Annotated in this window: 17 protein-coding genes; 12 read left to right on the top strand and 5 right to left on the bottom strand. The window is 67.7% G+C overall.

The features are described 5' to 3' along the window. Positions 1 to 42 precede the first annotated feature (42 nt). On the bottom strand, positions 43 to 702 hold the full coding sequence (locus BLW48_RS10020) for a YiaD family glycine zipper/OmpA-like lipoprotein (protein WP_093174399.1): 660 nt from the start codon (positions 700 to 702) through the stop codon (positions 43 to 45). Positions 703 to 898: 196 nt separating this feature from the next. Then, complete coding sequence (locus BLW48_RS35375; protein WP_177142309.1) at positions 899 to 1,060, bottom strand: hypothetical protein; 162 nt, start codon at positions 1,058 to 1,060, stop codon at positions 899 to 901. Between BLW48_RS35375 and BLW48_RS10015 the strand changes: the two genes are divergently transcribed. Both BLW48_RS10015 and BLW48_RS10010 read left to right on the top strand, forming a co-directional pair. Beyond that, complete coding sequence (locus tag BLW48_RS10015; RefSeq protein WP_093076243.1) at positions 1,059 to 2,207, top strand: murein transglycosylase A; 1,149 nt, start codon at positions 1,059 to 1,061, stop codon at positions 2,205 to 2,207. The genes BLW48_RS35375 and BLW48_RS10015 overlap by 2 nt on opposite strands. A gap of 149 nt (positions 2,208 to 2,356) precedes the next feature. Next, a complete protein-coding gene (locus BLW48_RS10010; protein WP_093174397.1) occupies positions 2,357 to 4,597 on the top strand; it encodes a PhoX family protein in 2,241 nt (746 codons plus the stop codon). A 121-nt stretch (positions 4,598 to 4,718) separates the two neighbouring features. On the opposite strand, the gene BLW48_RS10005 is transcribed toward BLW48_RS10010, so the two are convergent. Next, complete coding sequence (locus BLW48_RS10005) at positions 4,719 to 5,186, bottom strand: Lrp/AsnC family transcriptional regulator (RefSeq protein WP_093076240.1); 468 nt, start codon at positions 5,184 to 5,186, stop codon at positions 4,719 to 4,721. Positions 5,187 to 5,291: 105 nt separating this feature from the next. Here BLW48_RS10005 and mdeB point away from each other — a divergent pair, with 105 nt between their 5' ends. The 10 genes from mdeB to BLW48_RS09955 all read left to right on the top strand — a co-directional run bounded on the left by mdeB (position 5,292) and on the right by BLW48_RS09955 (position 16,676). After that, positions 5,292 to 7,946 (top strand): alpha-ketoglutarate dehydrogenase, encoded by a 2,655-nt coding sequence (gene mdeB / locus BLW48_RS10000; protein ID WP_093174395.1) that lies wholly within the window; start codon positions 5,292 to 5,294, stop codon positions 7,944 to 7,946. A 59-nt stretch (positions 7,947 to 8,005) separates the two neighbouring features. After that, entirely contained in the window at positions 8,006 to 8,782 is a 777-nt protein-coding gene (locus BLW48_RS09995; protein WP_093076237.1) for a FadR/GntR family transcriptional regulator, read from the top strand. A 144-nt stretch (positions 8,783 to 8,926) separates the two neighbouring features. Then, a complete protein-coding gene (locus BLW48_RS09990) occupies positions 8,927 to 10,255 on the top strand; it encodes an MFS transporter (protein WP_093174392.1) in 1,329 nt (442 codons plus the stop codon). Between the two features lie 23 nt (positions 10,256 to 10,278). Beyond that, positions 10,279 to 11,202 carry an L-threonate dehydrogenase gene (gene ltnD, locus BLW48_RS09985; protein WP_093174390.1) on the top strand — a complete coding sequence of 308 codons (924 nt, stop codon included), beginning with the start codon at positions 10,279 to 10,281 and terminating at the stop codon, positions 11,200 to 11,202. 26 nt (positions 11,203 to 11,228) lie between these two features. Beyond that, positions 11,229 to 12,245: a D-erythronate dehydrogenase gene (denD, locus tag BLW48_RS09980; RefSeq protein ID WP_093174388.1), complete on the top strand. Its 1,017-nt coding sequence runs from the start codon at positions 11,229 to 11,231 to the stop codon at positions 12,243 to 12,245. Between the two features lie 3 nt (positions 12,246 to 12,248). Continuing rightward, complete coding sequence (otnK, locus tag BLW48_RS09975) at positions 12,249 to 13,520, top strand: 3-oxo-tetronate kinase (RefSeq protein WP_093174386.1); 1,272 nt, start codon at positions 12,249 to 12,251, stop codon at positions 13,518 to 13,520. Next, positions 13,517 to 14,182: a class II aldolase/adducin family protein gene (locus BLW48_RS09970; RefSeq protein ID WP_093174384.1), complete on the top strand. Its 666-nt coding sequence runs from the start codon at positions 13,517 to 13,519 to the stop codon at positions 14,180 to 14,182. The genes otnK and BLW48_RS09970 overlap by 4 nt, the downstream gene beginning before the upstream one ends. A 12-nt stretch (positions 14,183 to 14,194) precedes the next feature. Further along, complete coding sequence (otnI, locus tag BLW48_RS09965) at positions 14,195 to 15,016, top strand: 2-oxo-tetronate isomerase (RefSeq protein WP_093174382.1); 822 nt, start codon at positions 14,195 to 14,197, stop codon at positions 15,014 to 15,016. After that, positions 15,013 to 16,209, top strand: a complete 1,197-nt coding sequence (locus tag BLW48_RS09960) for an amidohydrolase family protein (RefSeq protein ID WP_093174380.1) — start codon at positions 15,013 to 15,015, stop codon at positions 16,207 to 16,209. The genes otnI and BLW48_RS09960 overlap by 4 nt, the downstream gene beginning before the upstream one ends. Further along, positions 16,206 to 16,676 (top strand): RidA family protein, encoded by a 471-nt coding sequence (locus BLW48_RS09955; protein ID WP_093174378.1) that lies wholly within the window; start codon positions 16,206 to 16,208, stop codon positions 16,674 to 16,676. Before BLW48_RS09960 ends, BLW48_RS09955 begins: the two co-directional genes overlap by 4 nt. Here BLW48_RS09955 and BLW48_RS09950 read toward each other — a convergent pair. Next, on the bottom strand, positions 16,669 to 17,346 hold the full coding sequence (locus BLW48_RS09950; protein ID WP_093174376.1) for a TetR family transcriptional regulator C-terminal domain-containing protein: 678 nt from the start codon (positions 17,344 to 17,346) through the stop codon (positions 16,669 to 16,671). The two genes, BLW48_RS09955 and BLW48_RS09950, sit on opposite strands and share 8 nt — an antisense overlap. Further along, a complete protein-coding gene (locus BLW48_RS09945) occupies positions 17,343 to 18,308 on the bottom strand; it encodes a PDR/VanB family oxidoreductase (RefSeq protein WP_093174374.1) in 966 nt (321 codons plus the stop codon). Before BLW48_RS09945 ends, BLW48_RS09950 begins: the two co-directional genes overlap by 4 nt. Between the last annotated feature and the right edge of the window lie 10 nt (positions 18,309 to 18,318).

Here is an 18,318-nt window from a genome sequence, read left to right as displayed (position 1 = left end):
ACCGGCCTTTCAGCGCGGCCGGTTTCCCGGGGTGGTGAACGCTCAGCCCTGCGGCGCGCGCTCGCCCACGTAGATTTCGACTCGGCGGTTCTGCGCACGGCCGGCATCGCTGTTGTTGTCGGCAATCGGTTCGTGCGAGCCGCGGCCCTCGATGCGGAAGGCCGCCGCGTTCACGCCGCGCGCCACGAGGTAGTCGCGGGTGCTGGTGGCACGCTCGACCGACAACGGGTTGTTGATGGCGTCGGAGCCGGTGCTGTCGGTGTGGCCGATGATGCGCACCTCGGCGTTCGGGTTGTTGCGCAGGCCGTTCGCGAACTGGTCGAGCACTGGCGCGAAATTCGACTTGATGTTGGCGCGGCCCACGTCGAAGGACACGTCGCTCGGGATCTGCAGCTTCAGCTCGTTGTTCGGTGTCTGCGTCACGGCGACGCCGGTGCCCTGCGTGGCGGCTTCCATCTGGCGCTTCTGGTTTTCCATGCGCTGCGACCACAGGTAGCCGCCGAGCGCGCCGGCTGCCGCGCCGAGCACCGCACCCGTACCGATGGCACCGCGGTTGCCGCCCGTGGCCGAGCCGATGGCGGCGCCGCCGAGCGCGCCGATACCGGCGCCGATGCCGGTGTTGCGCTGCGTGTCGGTCATGCCGCCGGCGCAGCCGGACAGGATGAGTGCTGTGGCAGTGGTGGCGAGTACAAACTTTTTCATGGCGATCCCTTTCTAGGTTGAATCAGGCGGGCCACAGCTTAGCTTCCGGGCGTACGCGATGGTACGGGCTCAAAGCCCCACAGAAAATAAGAAAAGTTTCGCCATAGCGCATGAATGCTACGATGATTGCTACTAAAGTAATAGCGATGGGGTAGTTGTCCGACATGGCGGCGCGGCGCGGGACTGCACAAGCAATTCACGTTTCCGGCGGCGGGTTTCGATCGGTGGCGTCGCGGCCTGCTTCAGGCTCGTTGTCGTCATGCAATTCACCCTTGTTGCGGCCGGAAAACATGGTCCACCAGATGATCAAGATGAACACGAGTCCCGCGGCGAGGGCTTCAAGCAGAATCAAACCCATGAGAAATGGACTCCAGTGGCTGGTCGGGCTTGTGATCGTAGCAACGCTCGCGGCCTGTTCCACCGGCCCGCGCGCGCCCGAGGCCCCCACCCGCCCCCCCGCCACCCAGCCGCGAGACCTCGGTCCGCTCACCGGCTCGCTCGCGCACCCCAAGAGCCGCTGGGTGCCGGTCGGGTGGGGCGAGCTGCCCGGCTTCGGCGAAGACCCGCTGCACGAGGCCTGGATCGCGCTGCTGGCGAATTGCTCGCGCCCCAACGCCGCCTTCGCGCCGCTGTGCCGCGATGTGCGCCAGCTGACCATCGCCACCCCCGAAGAGCAGCGCCAGTGGATGACCGACCGGCTGCAGCCCTACCGCATCGAGGCGCTCAACGGCCAGACCGAAGGCAAGCTCACCAGCTACTACGAGCCGGTATACGAAGCCTCGCGCGTGCCCACCGCCGCCTTCAACGTGCCGATCTACCAGGCCCCCGACGGCCTGGTGCCGCGCCGCCCCTGGTACACGCGCCAGGAGATCGAGACCCTGCCCGAAGCCCAGGCCGCGCTGCGCGGCCGCGAGATCGCATGGATGGCCGACCCCATCGACGCGCTCATGCTGCACATCCAGGGCTCCGGGCGCCTGCGCATCACCGAGGCCAACGGCTACCAGCACACCGTGCGCGTGGCCTTCTCGGCCACCAACGAGCAGCCCTACCGCAGCGTGCAGCAATGGCTGATGAGCCAGGGCGTGAGCAAGGTCGGCAAGTGGCCCGACGACACCAAGGCCTGGGCAGCGCAGAACCCGCAGCGCGTAACGCAGCTGATGTGGAGCAACCCGCGCTACGTGTTCTTCCGCGAAGAGACGATGAGCGAGGTCGACGCCGCCTTCGGCCCGCGCGGCGCCCAGGGCGTGCCGCTCACGGCCGGCCGCTCCATCGCGGTCGACCGCGAGAGCATCCCGTACGGCACCCCGGTGTGGCTTGCGTCCAACGGGCCGGCGGCGCAACTGCAGAAACTGGTGGTGGCGCAGGACACCGGCAGCGCCATCCTCGGCGCCGTGCGCGCCGACTACTTCGCGGGCACCGGCGCGGATGCGGGCAGGCTTGCGGCGAGCATGAACCAGCCGCTGCGCCTGTGGGCGCTGTGGCCGCGGCAACTGCCCGCGCCCTGAGCCGCGCGGGCCTGAAGGGTTGATGAAGAGGTACTGAAAACAGCCTGATTCAACCTGACTGGAGCCTGAGCAATTCATGGAGTCGTCATACGAAGTGCCTAACTTCGCGGGCTGGTTTCTCCCCCAACCCACGAAGAAAGACATTGCGCATGACCGCAAATACCCGCACCGACGATCCCTCGGTCGACCTCGACGACATCGGCACCAACCCCACGTCGAACCCCTCGTTCACCGACCTGATCGCCTCGCGCCTGAGCCGCCGCCATCTGTTCGGCCTGGGCGTCGGCACTGCCGGTACCGCGCTGCTCCAGGCATGCGGCGGTGGTGGCGGCGGTGGCACCAGCTTCCCGGTCCTGCCCCCGGCCCCCGCACCCGCCCCCCCTGCGCCGGCTCCCGCTCCTTCCCCCGCTCCGATGAAGCTCGGTTTCAATGCCGTCGCAAAGAGCCTCGCCGACGTCGTGACCGTGCCTGCCGGCTACACCGCCAGCGTGCTGTACCGCCTGGGCGACCCGATCGCCTCGGGTGTCGCTGCCTACAAGAACGACGGCACCGACGACGCCACCACCTACGACCGCCGCGCCGGCGACCACCACGACGGCATGACCTTCTTCGGCATGAATGCCTCGAACAAGTGGGATGCCGCCAACGCCTCGCGCGGCATGCTCGTGATGAACCACGAGGCCATCACGCCGCTGTTCCTGCACCCCGCCGGCCAGACCATCACCGGCACCGGCAATGCCGCCGTGCGTACCGTCGCCGACGAAGTGCTGCGCGAGTTCTACCTGCACGGCGTGAGCGCGATCGAGGTCAACAAGAGCGGCAGCACCTGGAGCTACAAGCAGGACTCGAGCTTCAACCGCCGCGTCCACACGCTGACCGAGATGAATTTCTCGGGCCCGGCCGCCAAGACCGACTACCTGAAGACCAAGTACTCGACCGACGGCAGCAAGACCCGCGGCACGCTCAACAACTGCGCCAACGGCACCACGCCGTGGGGCACGTACCTGACCTGCGAAGAGAACTGGGCCGGCTACTTCCGCCGCATCAAGGCCAACGACGACCCCCAGCGCACCGCGAAGGAAATCGCAAGCTTCACCCGCTATGGCGTGGCCAGCGCTGGCCGCGAGCTCTGGGCCACCGTCACGCCCGACACCGCCGACAACCTGTATGGCCGCTGGAATACCGAGGTCATCGGCGCCACTGCCGTCGACGACTACCGCAACGGCTCCAACACATACGGCTGGGTCGTCGAGATCGACCCGTTCGCTCCCACCAGCACGCCGAAGAAGCGCACCGCGCTCGGCCGCTTCGGCCATGAAGGCGCCTGCCTCGGCCCGGTCGTGGTCGGCAAGCCGCTGGTCTGGTACATGGGCGACGACTCGCAGAACGAGTACCTCTACAAGTTCGTGTCCACCAAGAACTGGGATGCGGCCGACGTCGGCGGCGGCATTGCGGCCGGCGACAAGTACATGGACGACGGCAAGCTCTACGTCGCCAAATTCAAGGCCGACGGCACGGGCGATTGGCTCGAACTGAAGCTCGGTGTCAACAACATCACCTCGAGCTACGCCGGCTATGCATTCGCCGATGCGGCCGATGTCGTGATCAACGTACGCCACGCAGCCGATGCGGCTGGCGCCACGAAGATGGACCGCCCGGAATGGACGGCCGTCAACCCGAAGAACGGCGAGGTGTACCTCACCCTCACCAACAACTCGGCACGTCCGGTCACTGGCACCGACGCGGCCAACCCGCGTTCGTACAACGACCCGAAGAACGGCGTCGATCAGAAGGGCAACCCGAACGGCCACATCATCCGTTTCGCGGATGCCGGTGGCGACCCCGCTGCAGTCACCTTCAAGTGGGACGTGTACCTGTTCGGCGCGCGCTCGACCGCGTCGGCCGACGTGAACCTGTCCGCCCTTGGCGCTGACAACGACTTCTCCAGCCCTGACGGCATGTGGTTCAGCCAGGCCGCGCCCGGCCTGCTGTGGATCGAGACCGACGACGGCAAGTACACCGACGTGACCAACTGCATGCTGCTCGGCGCCCTGCCGGGCAAGGTCGGCGATGGTGCCGCGAAGACCATCACCAACGTCGATGGCGGCACCACCGCCACGCAGGCCACCTTCGTCGGCAAGGCCCCGGGCACCGACGGCCTGCGCCGCTTCCTCGTTGGCCCGGTTGATTGCGAAATCACCGGCATCGCCGAATCGGGCGACGGCCGTGCGCTGTTCGTGAACATCCAGCACCCGGGCGAGAACACGGCCAAGGCCAACATCAGCGATCCGACGAAGTTCCTCAGCCACTGGCCGCAGGGCGGCACCGCCCGCCCGCGTTCGGCGACCGTGGTCATCACGAAGGACGACGGCGGCCTGATCGGCCTCTGAGCGTTGAATCCCTAGGCCCCTCCGGGGAACACCGTGGAACCGGCTCTGCCGGGCCACCGGTGTTGCCCCCGGCGAGGGGGTGGGCGAAGCGACACGAAGTGCGCGAAGCCTGGGGGAGTACCTACTCTCTCGGCAACGGCAGCGCCGTTTTGTATCGCACTTGCTTGAGCGCAAAGCTCGAGCGGATCTTCTCGATCCCCGGAATCGGCGTGAGCTGTTCCAGGATGAATTTTTCCAGCGCCGCCATGTCCGCCACCGCGATGCGGATCAGGTAGTCGCTGTCGCCCGTCATCAGGTAGCACTCCATCACCTCGTCGTGCTCGGCGATGCGTTGCTCGAAGTCGGCGAGCGATTGCTTGCTCTGCGTCGTGAGGCTGATCGAGATGAACACGTTGAGCCCCAGGCCCAATGCCTTCGCGCTGACGAGCGCCACATAGCGGTCGATCACGCCGTTCGCTTCGAGCACCTTCACGCGCGCCAGGCAGGGCGACGGCGACAGGTGCACGCGCCGCGCCAGCTCCACGTTCGACAGCGCACCGTCGCGCTGCAACTCATCCAGAATGCGCAGGTCGATGGCGTCGAGTTGCATGAAATGCTTTGAATTCAAGAAATGGCGGAATTTTATGCTGCGAGGCTGGCGTGGGATTGCCCGCGCCAGTAGCTAATTTTCCGCAAGGCGGCCTAAAGTGCCGGTATGAACGCCCCGATTTCCGCCGACCAGATGCGCGCCTTGCTGCTCGACCCGCAGCTTTCGCACGACCCCGATCCCGCCGAGACCGCCGAATGGCGCGACGCCTTCGTGGCGCTGGCGCAAACACAGGGGCCGCAGCGCGCCAGGCAGATGCTGGTCGAGCTGGCCCGCCTCGCGCGGCAGCAGCGCATCGGCTGGCAGCCCGAACTCGCGACGCCGTACGTCAACACCATCGCCGCGGAAGACCAGCCGCCGTTCCCGGGCGACCTTGCCATCGAGGAAAAGCTCGCCTCGCTCATGCGCTGGAACGCACTCGCGATGGTGGCCAAGGCCAACCAGGCGTATGGCGAACTCGGCGGCCACATCGCCAGCTATGCCAGCGCGGCAGACCTGTTCGAGACCGGCTTCAACCACTTCTTTCATGCGCGCAGCGAGCAGCACCGCGGCGACCTCGTGTTCTTCCAGCCGCACAGCGCCCCAGGTGTCTATGCGCGGGCCTACCTCGAAGGCCGCCTGAGCGAAGAAGACCTGAAGCACTACCGCCAGGAGCTCACCGCTCCCGCCTTCGTCGACGGTAGCGGCGCGCGCGGCCTGTGCAGCTATCCGCATCCGTACCTGATGCCGGACTTCTGGCAGTTCCCCACCGGCTCGATGGGCATCGGCCCCATCAGCTCGATCTACCACGCGCGCTTCATGCGCTACCTCACGCACCGCAACCTGCTGAACTGCGAAGGCCGCAAGGTGTGGGGCGTGTTCGGCGACGGCGAGATGGACGAGCCCGAGTCGATGAGCGCGCTGACGCTCGCCGCGCGCGAAAAACTCGACAACCTCGTGTGGGTCGTCAACTGCAACCTGCAGCGGCTGGACGGCCCGGTGCGCGGCAACGGCCGCATCATCGACGAGCTCGAAAAGCTCTTCGCGGGCGCCGGCTGGAACGTCATCAAGCTCGTGTGGGGCAGCGACTGGGATGGCCTCTTCGCGCAGGACACGAGCGGCGCGCTGGCCCGCGTGTTCGCCAACACCGTCGACGGCCAGATGCAGACCTTCGCCGCAAAGGACGGCCGCTTCAACCGCGACAACTTCTTCGGCCAGAACCCCGAACTCGCGCGCCTGGCCGAAGGCATGACCGACGAGCAGATCGATCGCCTCAAGCGCGGCGGCCACGACCTCGTGAAGATCCATGCGGCTTACGCGGCGGCGGCCAAGCACAAGGGCCAGCCCACCGTGATCCTCGCCCACACCAAGAAGGGCTACGGCATGGGCAGCGCCGCGCAGGGCAAGATGACCACGCACTCGCACAAGAAGATGGGCGACGTGGACCTCATCGAATTCCGCGACCGCTTCAACCTGCCGCTGACCGATGCGCAGGCCACCGCGATGGACTTCTATCGCCCGGCCGAAGACAGCGCCGAGATGCGCTACCTGCGCCAGCACCGCGAATCGCTCGGCGGCGCCATGCCGCGCCGCGAGACCGCCTGCGACGTGGTGGCCAAGCCCGACATCGCGAGCTACGCGCAGTTCGCCACGGCCGCCGCCGGCAAGGAAATGAGCACCACCATGGCCTTCGTGCGCATGCTGGGCAACCTCATGAAGGACAAGGCCCTGGGCCCGCGCATCGTGCCCATCGTGGCCGACGAGGCGCGCACCTTCGGCATGGCCAACCTGTTCAAGCAGGTGGGCATCTATTCGAGCGTGGGCCAGCGCTACGCGCCGGAAGACATCGGCTCGGTGCTGAGCTATCGCGAAGCCACCGACGGGCAGATCCTGGAAGAGGGCATCAGCGAAGCCGGCGCCATCGCGAGCTGGACGGCGGCCGCCACCAGCTACAGCGTGCATGGCCTGGCGATGCTGCCCTTCTACATCTACTACTCGATGTTCGGCTTCCAGCGCGTCGGCGACGCCATCTGGGCTGCCGCGGACCAGCGTGCGCGCGGCTTCCTGCTCGGCGCCACGTCCGGGCGCACCACGCTCGGCGGCGAAGGCCTGCAGCATCAGGACGGCAGCAGCCACCTCGTGGCCGCGACCATTCCCAACTGCAAGGCCTACGACCCGGCCTACGCGGGCGAGATGGCGGTGATCGTCGATGCGGGCATCCGCGAGATGATGGTCGAGCAGAAGGACGTGTTCTATTACGTCACGCTCATGAACGAGAACTACGCGCAGCCCGATGTGCCCGAGGGCGCGGAAGGCGACATCCTGCGCGGGTGCTATCGCTTCGGCACGTATGCGCCGGCATCGGGCAAGGCGAAGAAGAAGGTCACGCTGATGGGCTCCGGCGCGATCCTCACAGAGGTTGTGAAGGCCGCGCAGCTGCTGGCCGAAGAAGGTATCGAGGCCGAGGTGTTCAGCGTCACGAGCTGGAGCGAACTTGCGCGCGACGGGCTGGCTTGCGAGCAGCGCGCGTTGTCGGGTGAAGAAGCCGGCACCGCGTTCATCGCGCAGCAGCTCGGCAAGGGCAGCAAGGCGCCCCTCATTGCCGCCACCGACTACGTGCGCGCCGTGCCTGAGAGCGTGCGTGCCTTCCTGCCGGAAGGCCGCCGCTACATCACGCTGGGCACCGATGGTTTCGGCCGCAGCGACACGCGTGCGGCGCTGCGCGGGTTCTTCGGTGTCGATGCGGCCAGCATCGCGCGGGCTGCTCGCCACGCGCTGAACTGAGGCCGCGGCGGTCGCGCAGGGCCTGCGTTAGAGTCGCAGGCCCCACCCCATTCGCGCCCATGACCGCCCGCTTCCAATCCCTCGCCCCCAGCGTCCGCCTGGCCGACCAGGTCGCCGATGCATTGGCCGCCGAGGTGCGCAGCGGGCGCCTTTCCGAAGGCGACCGCCTGCCGACCGAGACCGCGCTGGCCGAGCAGTTCGGCGTGAGCCGCACCGTGGTGCGTGAAGCGGTGTCGCGGCTCAAGTCGCTGGGCCTGCTCGACTCGCGCCAGGGCAGCGGCGTGTATGTGCGTGCCGCCGGCGTCGAGCCGCTGCGCTTCGAGATGCCGCACGTGGCCTCGCGCGAAGCCGTCATCCAGATGGTCGAGCTGCGCCGCGCGCTCGAAGCCGAAGTGGCCGCGCTGGCCGCCGAGCGCCGCACGCCAGACGATGTGCAGCGCATCCGCGACGCCATCGATGCGCTGCACGCCGCCGTGGAAGCGGGTGGCAACGGAGCCGACGAAGACGTGCGCTTCCACCGCGCCATTGCCGAGGCTGCGCGCAACCCCTTCCTCATTGGCACGCTGCAGTACCTGCGGCAGTTTTTGCACGGCGCCACCCGCGTCACGCGCGCCAACGAGGCGCGCCGCGCCGACTTCGCGCGCGAGGTGGCGCAGGAGCATGCGCGCATCGTCGAAGCCATCGAGGCCGGCGACCCGCTGCGCGCGCGCGAGGCGGCCAAGAGCCACATGGACAACGCGATCCGCCGCATCGAGCAGGCCGATCCCGCGTTCTGGCAGCAGGAAGGCGCGCAGCTCGCGCGGCCCTTGGTCGAAGGCTGGCCAATAGGCAGCTAAAGCGAGCTTGTAGGCAGCCGAGCCGACACAGAAAGACACCAGAAAGTCGCCGCCAACGGCGCGATCTCCGGGTTTACCCGGGTCAGTTCACAAATCTCAAATTTGTATGATGACCTGACAAATCAACAGAGACAAAGCTTTCTCATGACTTCCTCGACCCTCAAGGCCGGCGCCATGCCGTCGTCCGCCGCAGCCGATGCCGCGCTCGAAAAGCGCACTTACGCCAAGGTGTTCTGGCGCCTCGTGCCCTTTCTCATGCTGTGCTACGTGGTCGCGTATCTCGACCGCGTCAACGTGGGCTTCGCCAAGCTGCAGATGGGCCAGGACCTGGGCTTCAGCGAAACCGTGTTCGGCCTGGGCGCGGGCATCTTCTTCCTCGGCTACTTCCTGTTCGAGGTGCCGAGCAACCTGCTGCTCAACCGCGTGGGCGCGCGCATCTGGATCGCGCGGATCATGATCACCTGGGGCCTGCTCTCGGCCTGCTTCATGTTCGTGAAGACGCCGACCAGCTTCTACATCCTGCGCTTCCTGCTCGGCGTGGCCGAGGCGGGCTTCTATCCGGGCGTGATCCTGTACCTCACGCACTGGTACCCGGCGCACCGGCGCGCGCGGATCATCGCGGTGTTCATGTCGGCCATTCCGGTGGCGGGCATCTTCGGCAACCCGCTGTCGGGCTGGATCATGGACAGCTTCCACGGCGTCTCGTCGATGAGCGGCTGGCAGTGGATGTTCCTGATCGAAGCCGTTCCCGCCGTGCTCGTGGGCGTGATGGTGCTGGTCTACCTCGACAACGGCATCGCCCAGGCGCGCTGGCTGAGTGCTGAAGAAAAGGCGCTGCTGCAGCGCGAGGTGGCGCGCGACGCCGCCCACGGCGCCAAGGGCCCGCACTCGGTGGCTGGCGTGTTCCGCGATGCGCGCATATGGTGGATGGCGTTCATCTACTTCGCCTTCGTCATGGGCCAATACGCACTCACTTTCTGGCTGCCCACGCTGGTCAAGGCCACGGGCGTGCAGGGCAACCTGAACATCGGGCTGCTCAGCGCGATCCCCTTCGTCTGCGCCATCGTCGCGATGAACCTCTTCGGCCGCAGCGCCGACCGCCGCCAGGAGCGCCGCTGGCACCTGATCGTGCCCGCGCTGATGGGCGCGATCGGCTTCACCGTCGCGGCTTCGTACACGCAGAACACGGTCGTGTCGCTGGCGTTCCTCTCGCTCGCCGCAGCCGGCGTGCTGACCTGCGCGCCGCTCTTCTGGTCGCTGCCCACAGCATTTCTCACCGGCACGGCGGCGGCCGCCGGCATCGCGGCCATCAACTCGGTGGGCAACCTCGCGGGCTTCGTGAGCCCGTACCTCATCGGTTACCTGAAAGACCTGACCGGCAGCACGCAGATCGGCATGTACGTGCTGGCCGGTGCGCTGGTGCTTGGCGCCATCGGCGTGTGGCTGACCCCCAAGCAACTCGTGAATCGCTGATCCTCGAAAGAAAGAATCCCTGCATGACTTCCAGCACCAACACTCCCGTCGTCGGCCTCGTAGGCCTCGGCGCCATGGGCGCCGGCATGGCGCAATCGCTGCGCCGTGCGGGCCATGCGCCGCACGTGTTCGACGTGCGCCGCGAGGTCGCCGAAGCCTTCGCGCGCGATGGCGGCACGGCCTGTGACACGCTGGCCGCGCTCGGCGCGCAGTGCGACATCGTCGTCAGCGTCGTCGTGAATGCGGCGCAGACCGAGTCGGTGCTGTTCGGCGACGGCACCACGCCCGGCTGCGCCGCATCGATGAAGCCCGGCAGCCTGTTCGTGATGTGCTCCACCGTCGATCCGAACTGGTCGGTGGCGCTCGAAGCGCGCCTTGCCGCGCAGGGCATCCTGTACCTCGACGCGCCCATCTCCGGCGGCGCAGCGAAAGCCGCGAGCGGCCAGATGACGATGATGACCGCCGGTACGCCCGCCGCCTACGAGAAGGCCGGCGCGGTGCTCGACGCGATGGCCGCCAAGGTCTACCGCCTGGGCGACAGCGCGGGCGCCGGCAGCAAGGTGAAAGTCATCAACCAGCTGCTGGCCGGCGTGCACATCGCCGCGGCTGCCGAGGCCATGGCGCTGGGCCTGCGCGAAGGCGTGGACCCTGCGGCGCTGTACGAAGTCATCACGCACAGCGCGGGCAACAGCTGGATGTTCGAGAACCGCATGGCCCACGTGCTCGCGGGCGACTACACGCCACTGTCGGCCGTCGACATCTTTGTGAAAGACCTGGGCCTGGTGCTCGACGTGGCGCGCGCGACCAAGTTTCCGCTGCCGCTGTCGTCCACCGCGCACCAGATGTTCATGCAGGCATCGACCGCGGGCTATGCGCGCGAAGACGACAGCGCGGTGATCAAGATCTTCCCGGGCATCGAAGTGCCGGCGCCGAAAAAACAGGCCTGAACAAGACAAAAAGGACACACTCGCTCATGAACATCCTCATCACCGGCGGCTGCGGCTTCCTCGGCGCCCGCCTCGCCCGCACGCTGCTTGCGGGCGGCAACCTCGCACTGGCAGGCGGCGCCGCGCAGCCGGTGTCGCGCATCACCCTGGCCGACCGCGTGCCGCCGCCCGCCGACCTGGCCGGCGACGCCCGCGTGCAATTCGTGCAGGGCGACCTGTACGAGCAGGCCGGCAACGGAGCGCTGCCGCTGGCCGACACCGACGTGGTGTTCCACCTCGCCGCCGCTGTGAGTGGCGAATGCGAGGCCGACTTCGACCTGGGCATGCGCAGCAACCTCGACACCACGCGCGGCCTGCTGGAGGCCTGCCGCCGCGCGGGCCACTCGCCGGTGTTCGTGTTCTCCAGCTCGGTCGCCGTGTTCGGCGATTCGCCCGAGCAGCGCCTGCCCGCAGTGATCGAAGACACCACGCTGCCGACACCGCAGAACAGCTACGGCATCCAGAAATTCATCGGCGAGCAATTGGTGGCCGACTTCACGCGCAAGGGCTTCGTGCAGGGCCGCAATGTGCGGCTCATGACGGTGTCGGTGCGCCCAGGCAAGCCCAACGGCGCGGCCTCCAGCTTCCTGAGCGGCATGCTGCGCGAGCCGTTGGCCGGCGAGCGTGCACGCTGCCCCGTGTCGCCCGACACGCCGGTCGCGCTGGCATCGCCCGGCAACACCGTCGCGGGAATCGTGCGCGCGGCCACCGCCAGCGCCGCGGAATGGGGTGCACGCACGGCGATCAACCTGCCGGCATTGACGACTACCGTGCGCGAGATGGCGCAGGCGCTCGAACGCATTGCCGGCAAGGATGCCACCGGCCTGATCGACTGGGAGCCCGACGCCGCCATCGCGAAGATCGTCACCAGCTGGCCCAGCCGCATCCACGCAGCGCGCGCCGAGGCGCTGGGCCTGAAGGCCGACGCCAGCTTCGACGCGATCCTGCGCGACTACGTGCGCGAGAACGCACAGTCCGTGAAGCTGCCCGTCGTGAAGGGCTGACCCATGGCAAAGCTCGTTCTCGGCTGCATCGCCGACGATTTCACCGGCGCCACCGACCTCGCCAACAACCTCGTGCGCGCGGGCATGCGCGTGGTGCAGGCCATCGGCGTGCCCGAAGGCCCGCTCGATGCGGATGTGGATGCCGTCGTCGTCGCACTCAAGTCGCGCACCATCGCGCCGGCCGAGGCCATCGCACAATCGCTCGATGCGCTGCGCTGGCTGCAGGCGCAGGGCGCAAAGCAGATCTACTTCAAGTACTGCTCCACCTTCGACAGCACGGCGCAAGGCAACATCGGCCCCGTGACCGAGGCGCTGATGGATGCGCTGCAATGCGACTTCACCATCGCCACGCCCGCCTTCCCCGACAACAAGCGCACCGTGTTCAAGGGCTACCTGTTCGCGGGTGAGGTGCTGCTCAACGAGAGCGGCATGCAGAACCACCCGCTCACGCCGATGACCGACCCGAACCTCGTGCGCGTGCTGCAGGCGCAGTGCAAGCGCAAGGTGGGCCTCATCGACTACACGGTGGTGGCGCGCGGCGCGGTCGCCATCGACGAGCGCATCGCTCAGCTGAAGGCCGAGGGCGTGACGATCGCCATCGTCGACGCCGTGTCGAACGACGACCTTCTGCGCATGGGCCCGGCGCTCGCGAAGATGCCGTTGCTCACCGCGGGCTCGGGCGTGGCCATCGGCCTGCCGGCCAACTTCGGACTCGCGCCTTCTTCGCAGGCCAGTGCATTGCCAAAGGCCGGCGGCAAGACGGCGGTGGTCTCGGGCAGCTGCTCGCTAGCCACCAACCGGCAGGTGCTCGATTTCATCCAGCGCGGCGGCGCGGCAATGGCCATCGACCCGCTGCGCATCGCGGCGGGCGTGGACGTTGCCGCCGAAGTGCTGGCCTGGGCCACGCCCTTGATCGACAAGGGCCCCGTGCTCGTCTACTCGACCGCCGAAGCCGGCGCCGTGAAGTCGGTGCAAGGCAGGCTCGGTGTCGAAGAGGCCGGCGCGATGGTCGAACGCACCATTGCAGCCATCGCGCGCGGTGTGGTCGAACGCGGCGTACACCAGCTGGTGGTGGCCGGCGGTGAAACCTCGGGTGCATGCGTGCAGGCGCTGGGCATCGCGCAGATGCAGATAGGCCCGCAGATCGACCCCGGCGTGCCGTGGTGCCATGCGCGTTCCGATGCTGCGCCAGAGGCAGGCGTGCACATCGCGCTGAAGTCCGGCAACTTTGGCAGCGACGATTTCTTCACCAAGGCATTTACAGTGCTCGCATGACCGAGAACGAAGCTCGCGAAGAAATCTGCCGAGTAGGCCGCAGCCTGTTCGAGCGCGGCTACGTGCATGCCACCGCCGGCAACATCAGCGTGCGGCTGGACGACGGCTTCCTGATCACGCCGACCGATGCCTGCCTCGGCTTTCTCGACCCGGCCCGATTGGCAAGGCTCGACGCGCAAGGCCAGCAGACCAGCGGCGACCGGGCCAGCAAGACCATCGCACTGCACACGCGCATTTACGCCGCGACGCGCAAGTTCGATGCGAACACCGCCTGCGTGATCCACACACACAGCACGCATTGCGTCGCGCTCACGCTGAACGAACCGGGCGACGAACTGCTGCCCGCGCTTACACCGTATTTCGTGATGAAGGTCGGCCACGTCCCGGTCATCCCGTACCACCGGCCCGGCGCGCCCGAAGCGGCCGAACAGGTGGCACAAACCATCGAGCGCTTCGGCACCGCCGGCACGCCGATTCGCGCCGTGATGCTCACGCGCCTCGGCCCCAACGTTTGGCACGACACGCCGGCCGCCGCCATGGCCGTGCTCGAAGAGCTCGAAGAAACCGCACGGCTTCAGCAGCTCGCGCAGGCCGCACGGCCCGAGCCGCTGAACGCCGATCAGATCGATGAACTGCGCCGTACCTTCGGTGCGCGCTGGTAGTACAAACACCCCATGCCCCAATTTGCCGCCAACCTCTCGATGCTCTACCCGGAGCTCGCTTTTCTCGACCGCTTCGACGCCGCCGCGAAAGACGGCTTCAAGGCCGTGGAATATCTCTTCCCCTACGACTTCGCGAAAGACGAAATCCTGGCGCGGCTCAAGCACAACGGCTTGCAGCAGGTGCTGTTCAACGGCCCGCCCGGCGACTGGAACGGAGGCGAGCGCGGCCTGGCCTGCCTGCCCGGGCGCGACGCCGAGTTTCGCGAAGGCATTGCCAAGGCGATCGACTACGCCGTGGCGCTTGACTGCCCCCGCATCCACGTCATGGCCGGCCTCGTGCCCGAAGGCCTGGAGCGCGACGCGCTGCAGCCCGTGTACCTCGACAACCTGCGCTGGGCCGCGGCCGAAGCCGCCAAGGCCGGCCGCGACGTGTTGATCGAGCCGATCAACACGCGCGACATTCCGCGCTTCTTCCTCAACCGGCAAGATCACGCGCACGAGATCGTCGAGACAGTGGGCGCGCCCAACCTCAAGGTGCAGATGGACCTGTACCACTGCCAGATCGTCGAAGGCGACGTGGCAATGAAGATCCGCAAGTACCTTCCCACGGGCCGTGTCGGCCACATCCAGATCGCCGGTGTGCCCGAGCGCCATGAGCCCGACATCGGCGAGCAGAACTATCCGTATCTGTTCGACGTGCTCGACGAGGTGTCGGCGCAGTGCGGCTGGCAGGGCTGGGTCGGCTGCGAATACCGGCCGAAGCGCGGCTCGGAGCCGGGCGGCACCTCGGCCGGCCTCGGCTGGCTGCGGGCCTGGGAGCAGCGGCACGCATGAAGCTCGAGGCGCTGCGCATTCCGGCGCCGCTGCGTGCATTCGCGGCGGGCGATGCGCAGTTGTTTGATGTCACGTTGACTGGCGACAGCGTTGCATCCATCGTGCCGAGCGCCCAACAGAAGCACGCAAGCGGCACGCTGCTGAGCGCGCTGGTCGAGGCGCACGCGCACATCGACAAGAACTACACCGTGCAGGACGTCGGCGCTGCGCAAGGCAACCTGTTCGCCGCCATCGAGCGCATGAACAGGCACCGCGACAGCTGGACCGGCGAGTCACTGCGCGTTCGCATGGAGCGCGCATTGAACGACGCCTGGCAATCGGGCACGCGCGCACTGCGCACGCACCTCGACTGGGTGCAGGCCGAACCGCCGGCCGCGCTGGCTGTGTTCGAGTCGCTGCGCGAGGAGTGGCGCGGCCGCGTCGAGCTGCAGTTCGTCTCGCTCACGCCGCTCGACTTGTTCGCCGACCACGCCTCAGGCGAACGCATCGCGCGCGAGGTGAAGCGCGCGGGCGGTGTGCTCGGCGCATTCGTCTATCGCAACGAAGGCATCGTCCACAAGCTCGGGCGTGTGTTCGACCTTGCGCAGCAACACGGGCTGGGCCTCGACTTCCATGTCGACGAAGGGCTCGACCCCGAGGCCAGCGGCCTGCGCAGCATCGCGCAGCTGGTGCGGGCGCGCGACTTCAGGCACGGCGTGGTCTGCGGCCACGCCTGCTCGCTCTCGGCGCAGGACGACGCGGTTGCCGGGGAAACGCTGGCACTGTGCGCCGGCGCGGGCATTCACCTTGTCGCGCTGCCCACCACCAACCTCTACCTGCAGGGCGCCTGGGACCGCACGCCGGTGCAACGCGGCATCACGCGCATCCGCGAGGCGGCGGCACGGGGCTTGCGTGCGAGCCTCGCAACCGACAATGTGCAGGACGCCTTCTATCCCTACGGCAGCTACGACTTGCTGGAGACCTTCGGCCTCGGCGTGCAGATGGCGCACCTGGCGCCGGCCTCCGACTGGCTCGACACCGTCACCGTGAGCCCCGCGAAAGCGCTGGGGCTCGCATGGGACGGGCGCATCGCGCCGGGCTGCCCGGCGGACCTGCTGCTGCTGTCGGCCACAGACGAACACGAACTCATCGGCCCGCGCGGGCGGCAACGCACCGTCATCCGCGCTGGCCAGGTACTGGAGAAAACACAATGAGCACGATGGGCAAGCCAATGGCCAACTACGCCGCCGCCAAGCGCGTCGGAGATTTCGTCTTCATGAGCGGCGTGGTCGCGGTCGATCCGGCCACACGCCGCGCCGTCGCCGGCTACGACGCGATTCCCGAAGCGGCGCGCACCGCGCTGCAGGGCGTGGGTTATGCCACCGGCCAGATGTCGGTCGACGTGTTCGAGGCGCCCATCGTCGCGCAGAGCTGGTTCGTGCTGGAGCGCATCCGCCAGATTGCCGCCGAGCATGGCGGCACCATGGAAGACGTGGTGAAGCTGGTGCAGTACTTCCGCCACCTGCCGCACTACGCCTTCTACAACCGCGTGCGCGGCCTGTTCTATCCGGGCGAGCCGCCGGTGAGCACGGTGGTGGAGGTGTCGCGCTTCCTGCCGGGGGACGAAGTGCTGGTGGAAGTCGAAGCCACCATGTACCTGCCCCGGCGCTCTTCTACTTGACCCCCGCACCCTTCAGCAGGAACTCCGTCACCTGCTCGATCAGGTAGCGCCGGTCTTTGCCGTCCTTGTCCTGGCCCTGCTGGGCTGCGTCGCGGTAGTAGGCCGCCTGCGTGGCGTGGTCGGCGTAGAACTGCGTCACCGCCCAGATGTGGAACAGCACCAGCATCGGGTCTGCCTTGTCCATCAGGCCCTGGTTCATCCAGTTCTGGATCACGGCTGCAGCCTGGTCGGTGCGCTGCTTGCTCGTGTCCATCATGTTGTTGATGACGGGCGCGCCGCGCATCATCTCGGCCGTGAAGATGCGCGAGCGCAGCGGGTGCTCGAACGAGAACATCATCTTGCGCTGGATCAGGTCGCCCAGCACCTTGCGCGGGCCGAAGGCCTCGTCGCTGAAGCCGAACACCACGATCCAGTCGGTGAGGATGTCCTGCAGCACCTGGCGGTACAGCGCTTCCTTGCTCTCGATGTAGTAATGCAGCTGCGCCTTCGAAAGCCCCGCCTTGTCGGCGATGGCCTGCGTGGACGCGCCGGCCAGCCCTTCGCTTGCGAACACCTCGATGGCGGCCTGGTTGATGAGGCCGAGCACCTGCGTGTACTTGCGCGAGCGGCCGCGCGTGGCGGGCGCCTCGGCGTCGCTCTCTTCGTTGACGGAAGCCGGACGCGCGCTCACAGCTGGAGTTCCAGTTCCAGTTCCTGGCCCCTGGCGCGCGAGCAGCACAGCGCAATCTTGTGGCGGCGCTCGCTGCCCGTGAGGCAGAAGTCGCGGTGCTCGGCGCCTTCGCCGTCGCCCTCGACCACGCAGGTGCCGCACAGGCCCTGCTGGCACGACACGGGGATGTCGATGCCGACTTCGTGCAGCGCGTCGACGGCCGTCTGGTCGGCAGCCACCGGCACGCTGATGCCACGCCGGGCGAGCTTCAGCGTGAAGGGCAGGCCGGTGGTGGCGTTGGCGTCGGTCGGTGCGGCGAAGTATTCGGCGTGCAGCGCGTCTTCGGGCCAGTGCGCGGCCGCGTCGCGCACTGCCTTCATGAAGCCGCCGGGGCCGCAGACGTAAAGGTGCGTGCCGGGCGCGCGGTCGGCCAGCAACCCATGCAGATCGATACGCTGCAAGGCATCGCCCTGGTCGAGATGCAGTCGCAGGTGCGGCGCCAGCGAGGGCGCGTGCAGTGCATCGGCGAAGGCCAGATGCTCTTCGCTGCGCGCGAACACGCACAGCGTGAACTGCGCGCCGCGCGCCGCAAGCGCCTGCGCCATCGCCAGCAGCGGCGTCATGCCGATGCCACCGGCCAGCAGCAGGTGGTGGGTGGCTTCCTCGCGCAGCGGAAAGGTGTTGCGCGGCGCGCTGATCGGCAGCAGGTCGCCCTCGCGCACGCGCTCGTGCATCGAGGCCGAACCGCCGCGGCTGGCGAGCTCGCGCTTCACGCCGATCACGTAGGAGTTGGCGTCAGAGGGCGCGCGCGCCAGCGAGTACTGCCGCGAGAAGCCGCCGGGCATGTGCACGTCGATGTGCGCGCCCGCCTCGTAGGAAGGCAGCGGCCGGCCCCACGGGTGGGCCAGTTCGAAGGCCAGGATTTCCGGCGTCTGCCGCGAGATGCGTTCGACGCGGACGGTGAGCGTGCGTTCGAGGCTCATGGAGTTGTCT

It is taken from the genome of Variovorax sp. YR266 (assembly GCF_900107295.1).
Classification (GTDB): Bacteria; Pseudomonadota; Gammaproteobacteria; order Burkholderiales; family Burkholderiaceae_C; genus Variovorax.
This window is presented reverse-complemented; position numbering and strand designations above follow the sequence as displayed.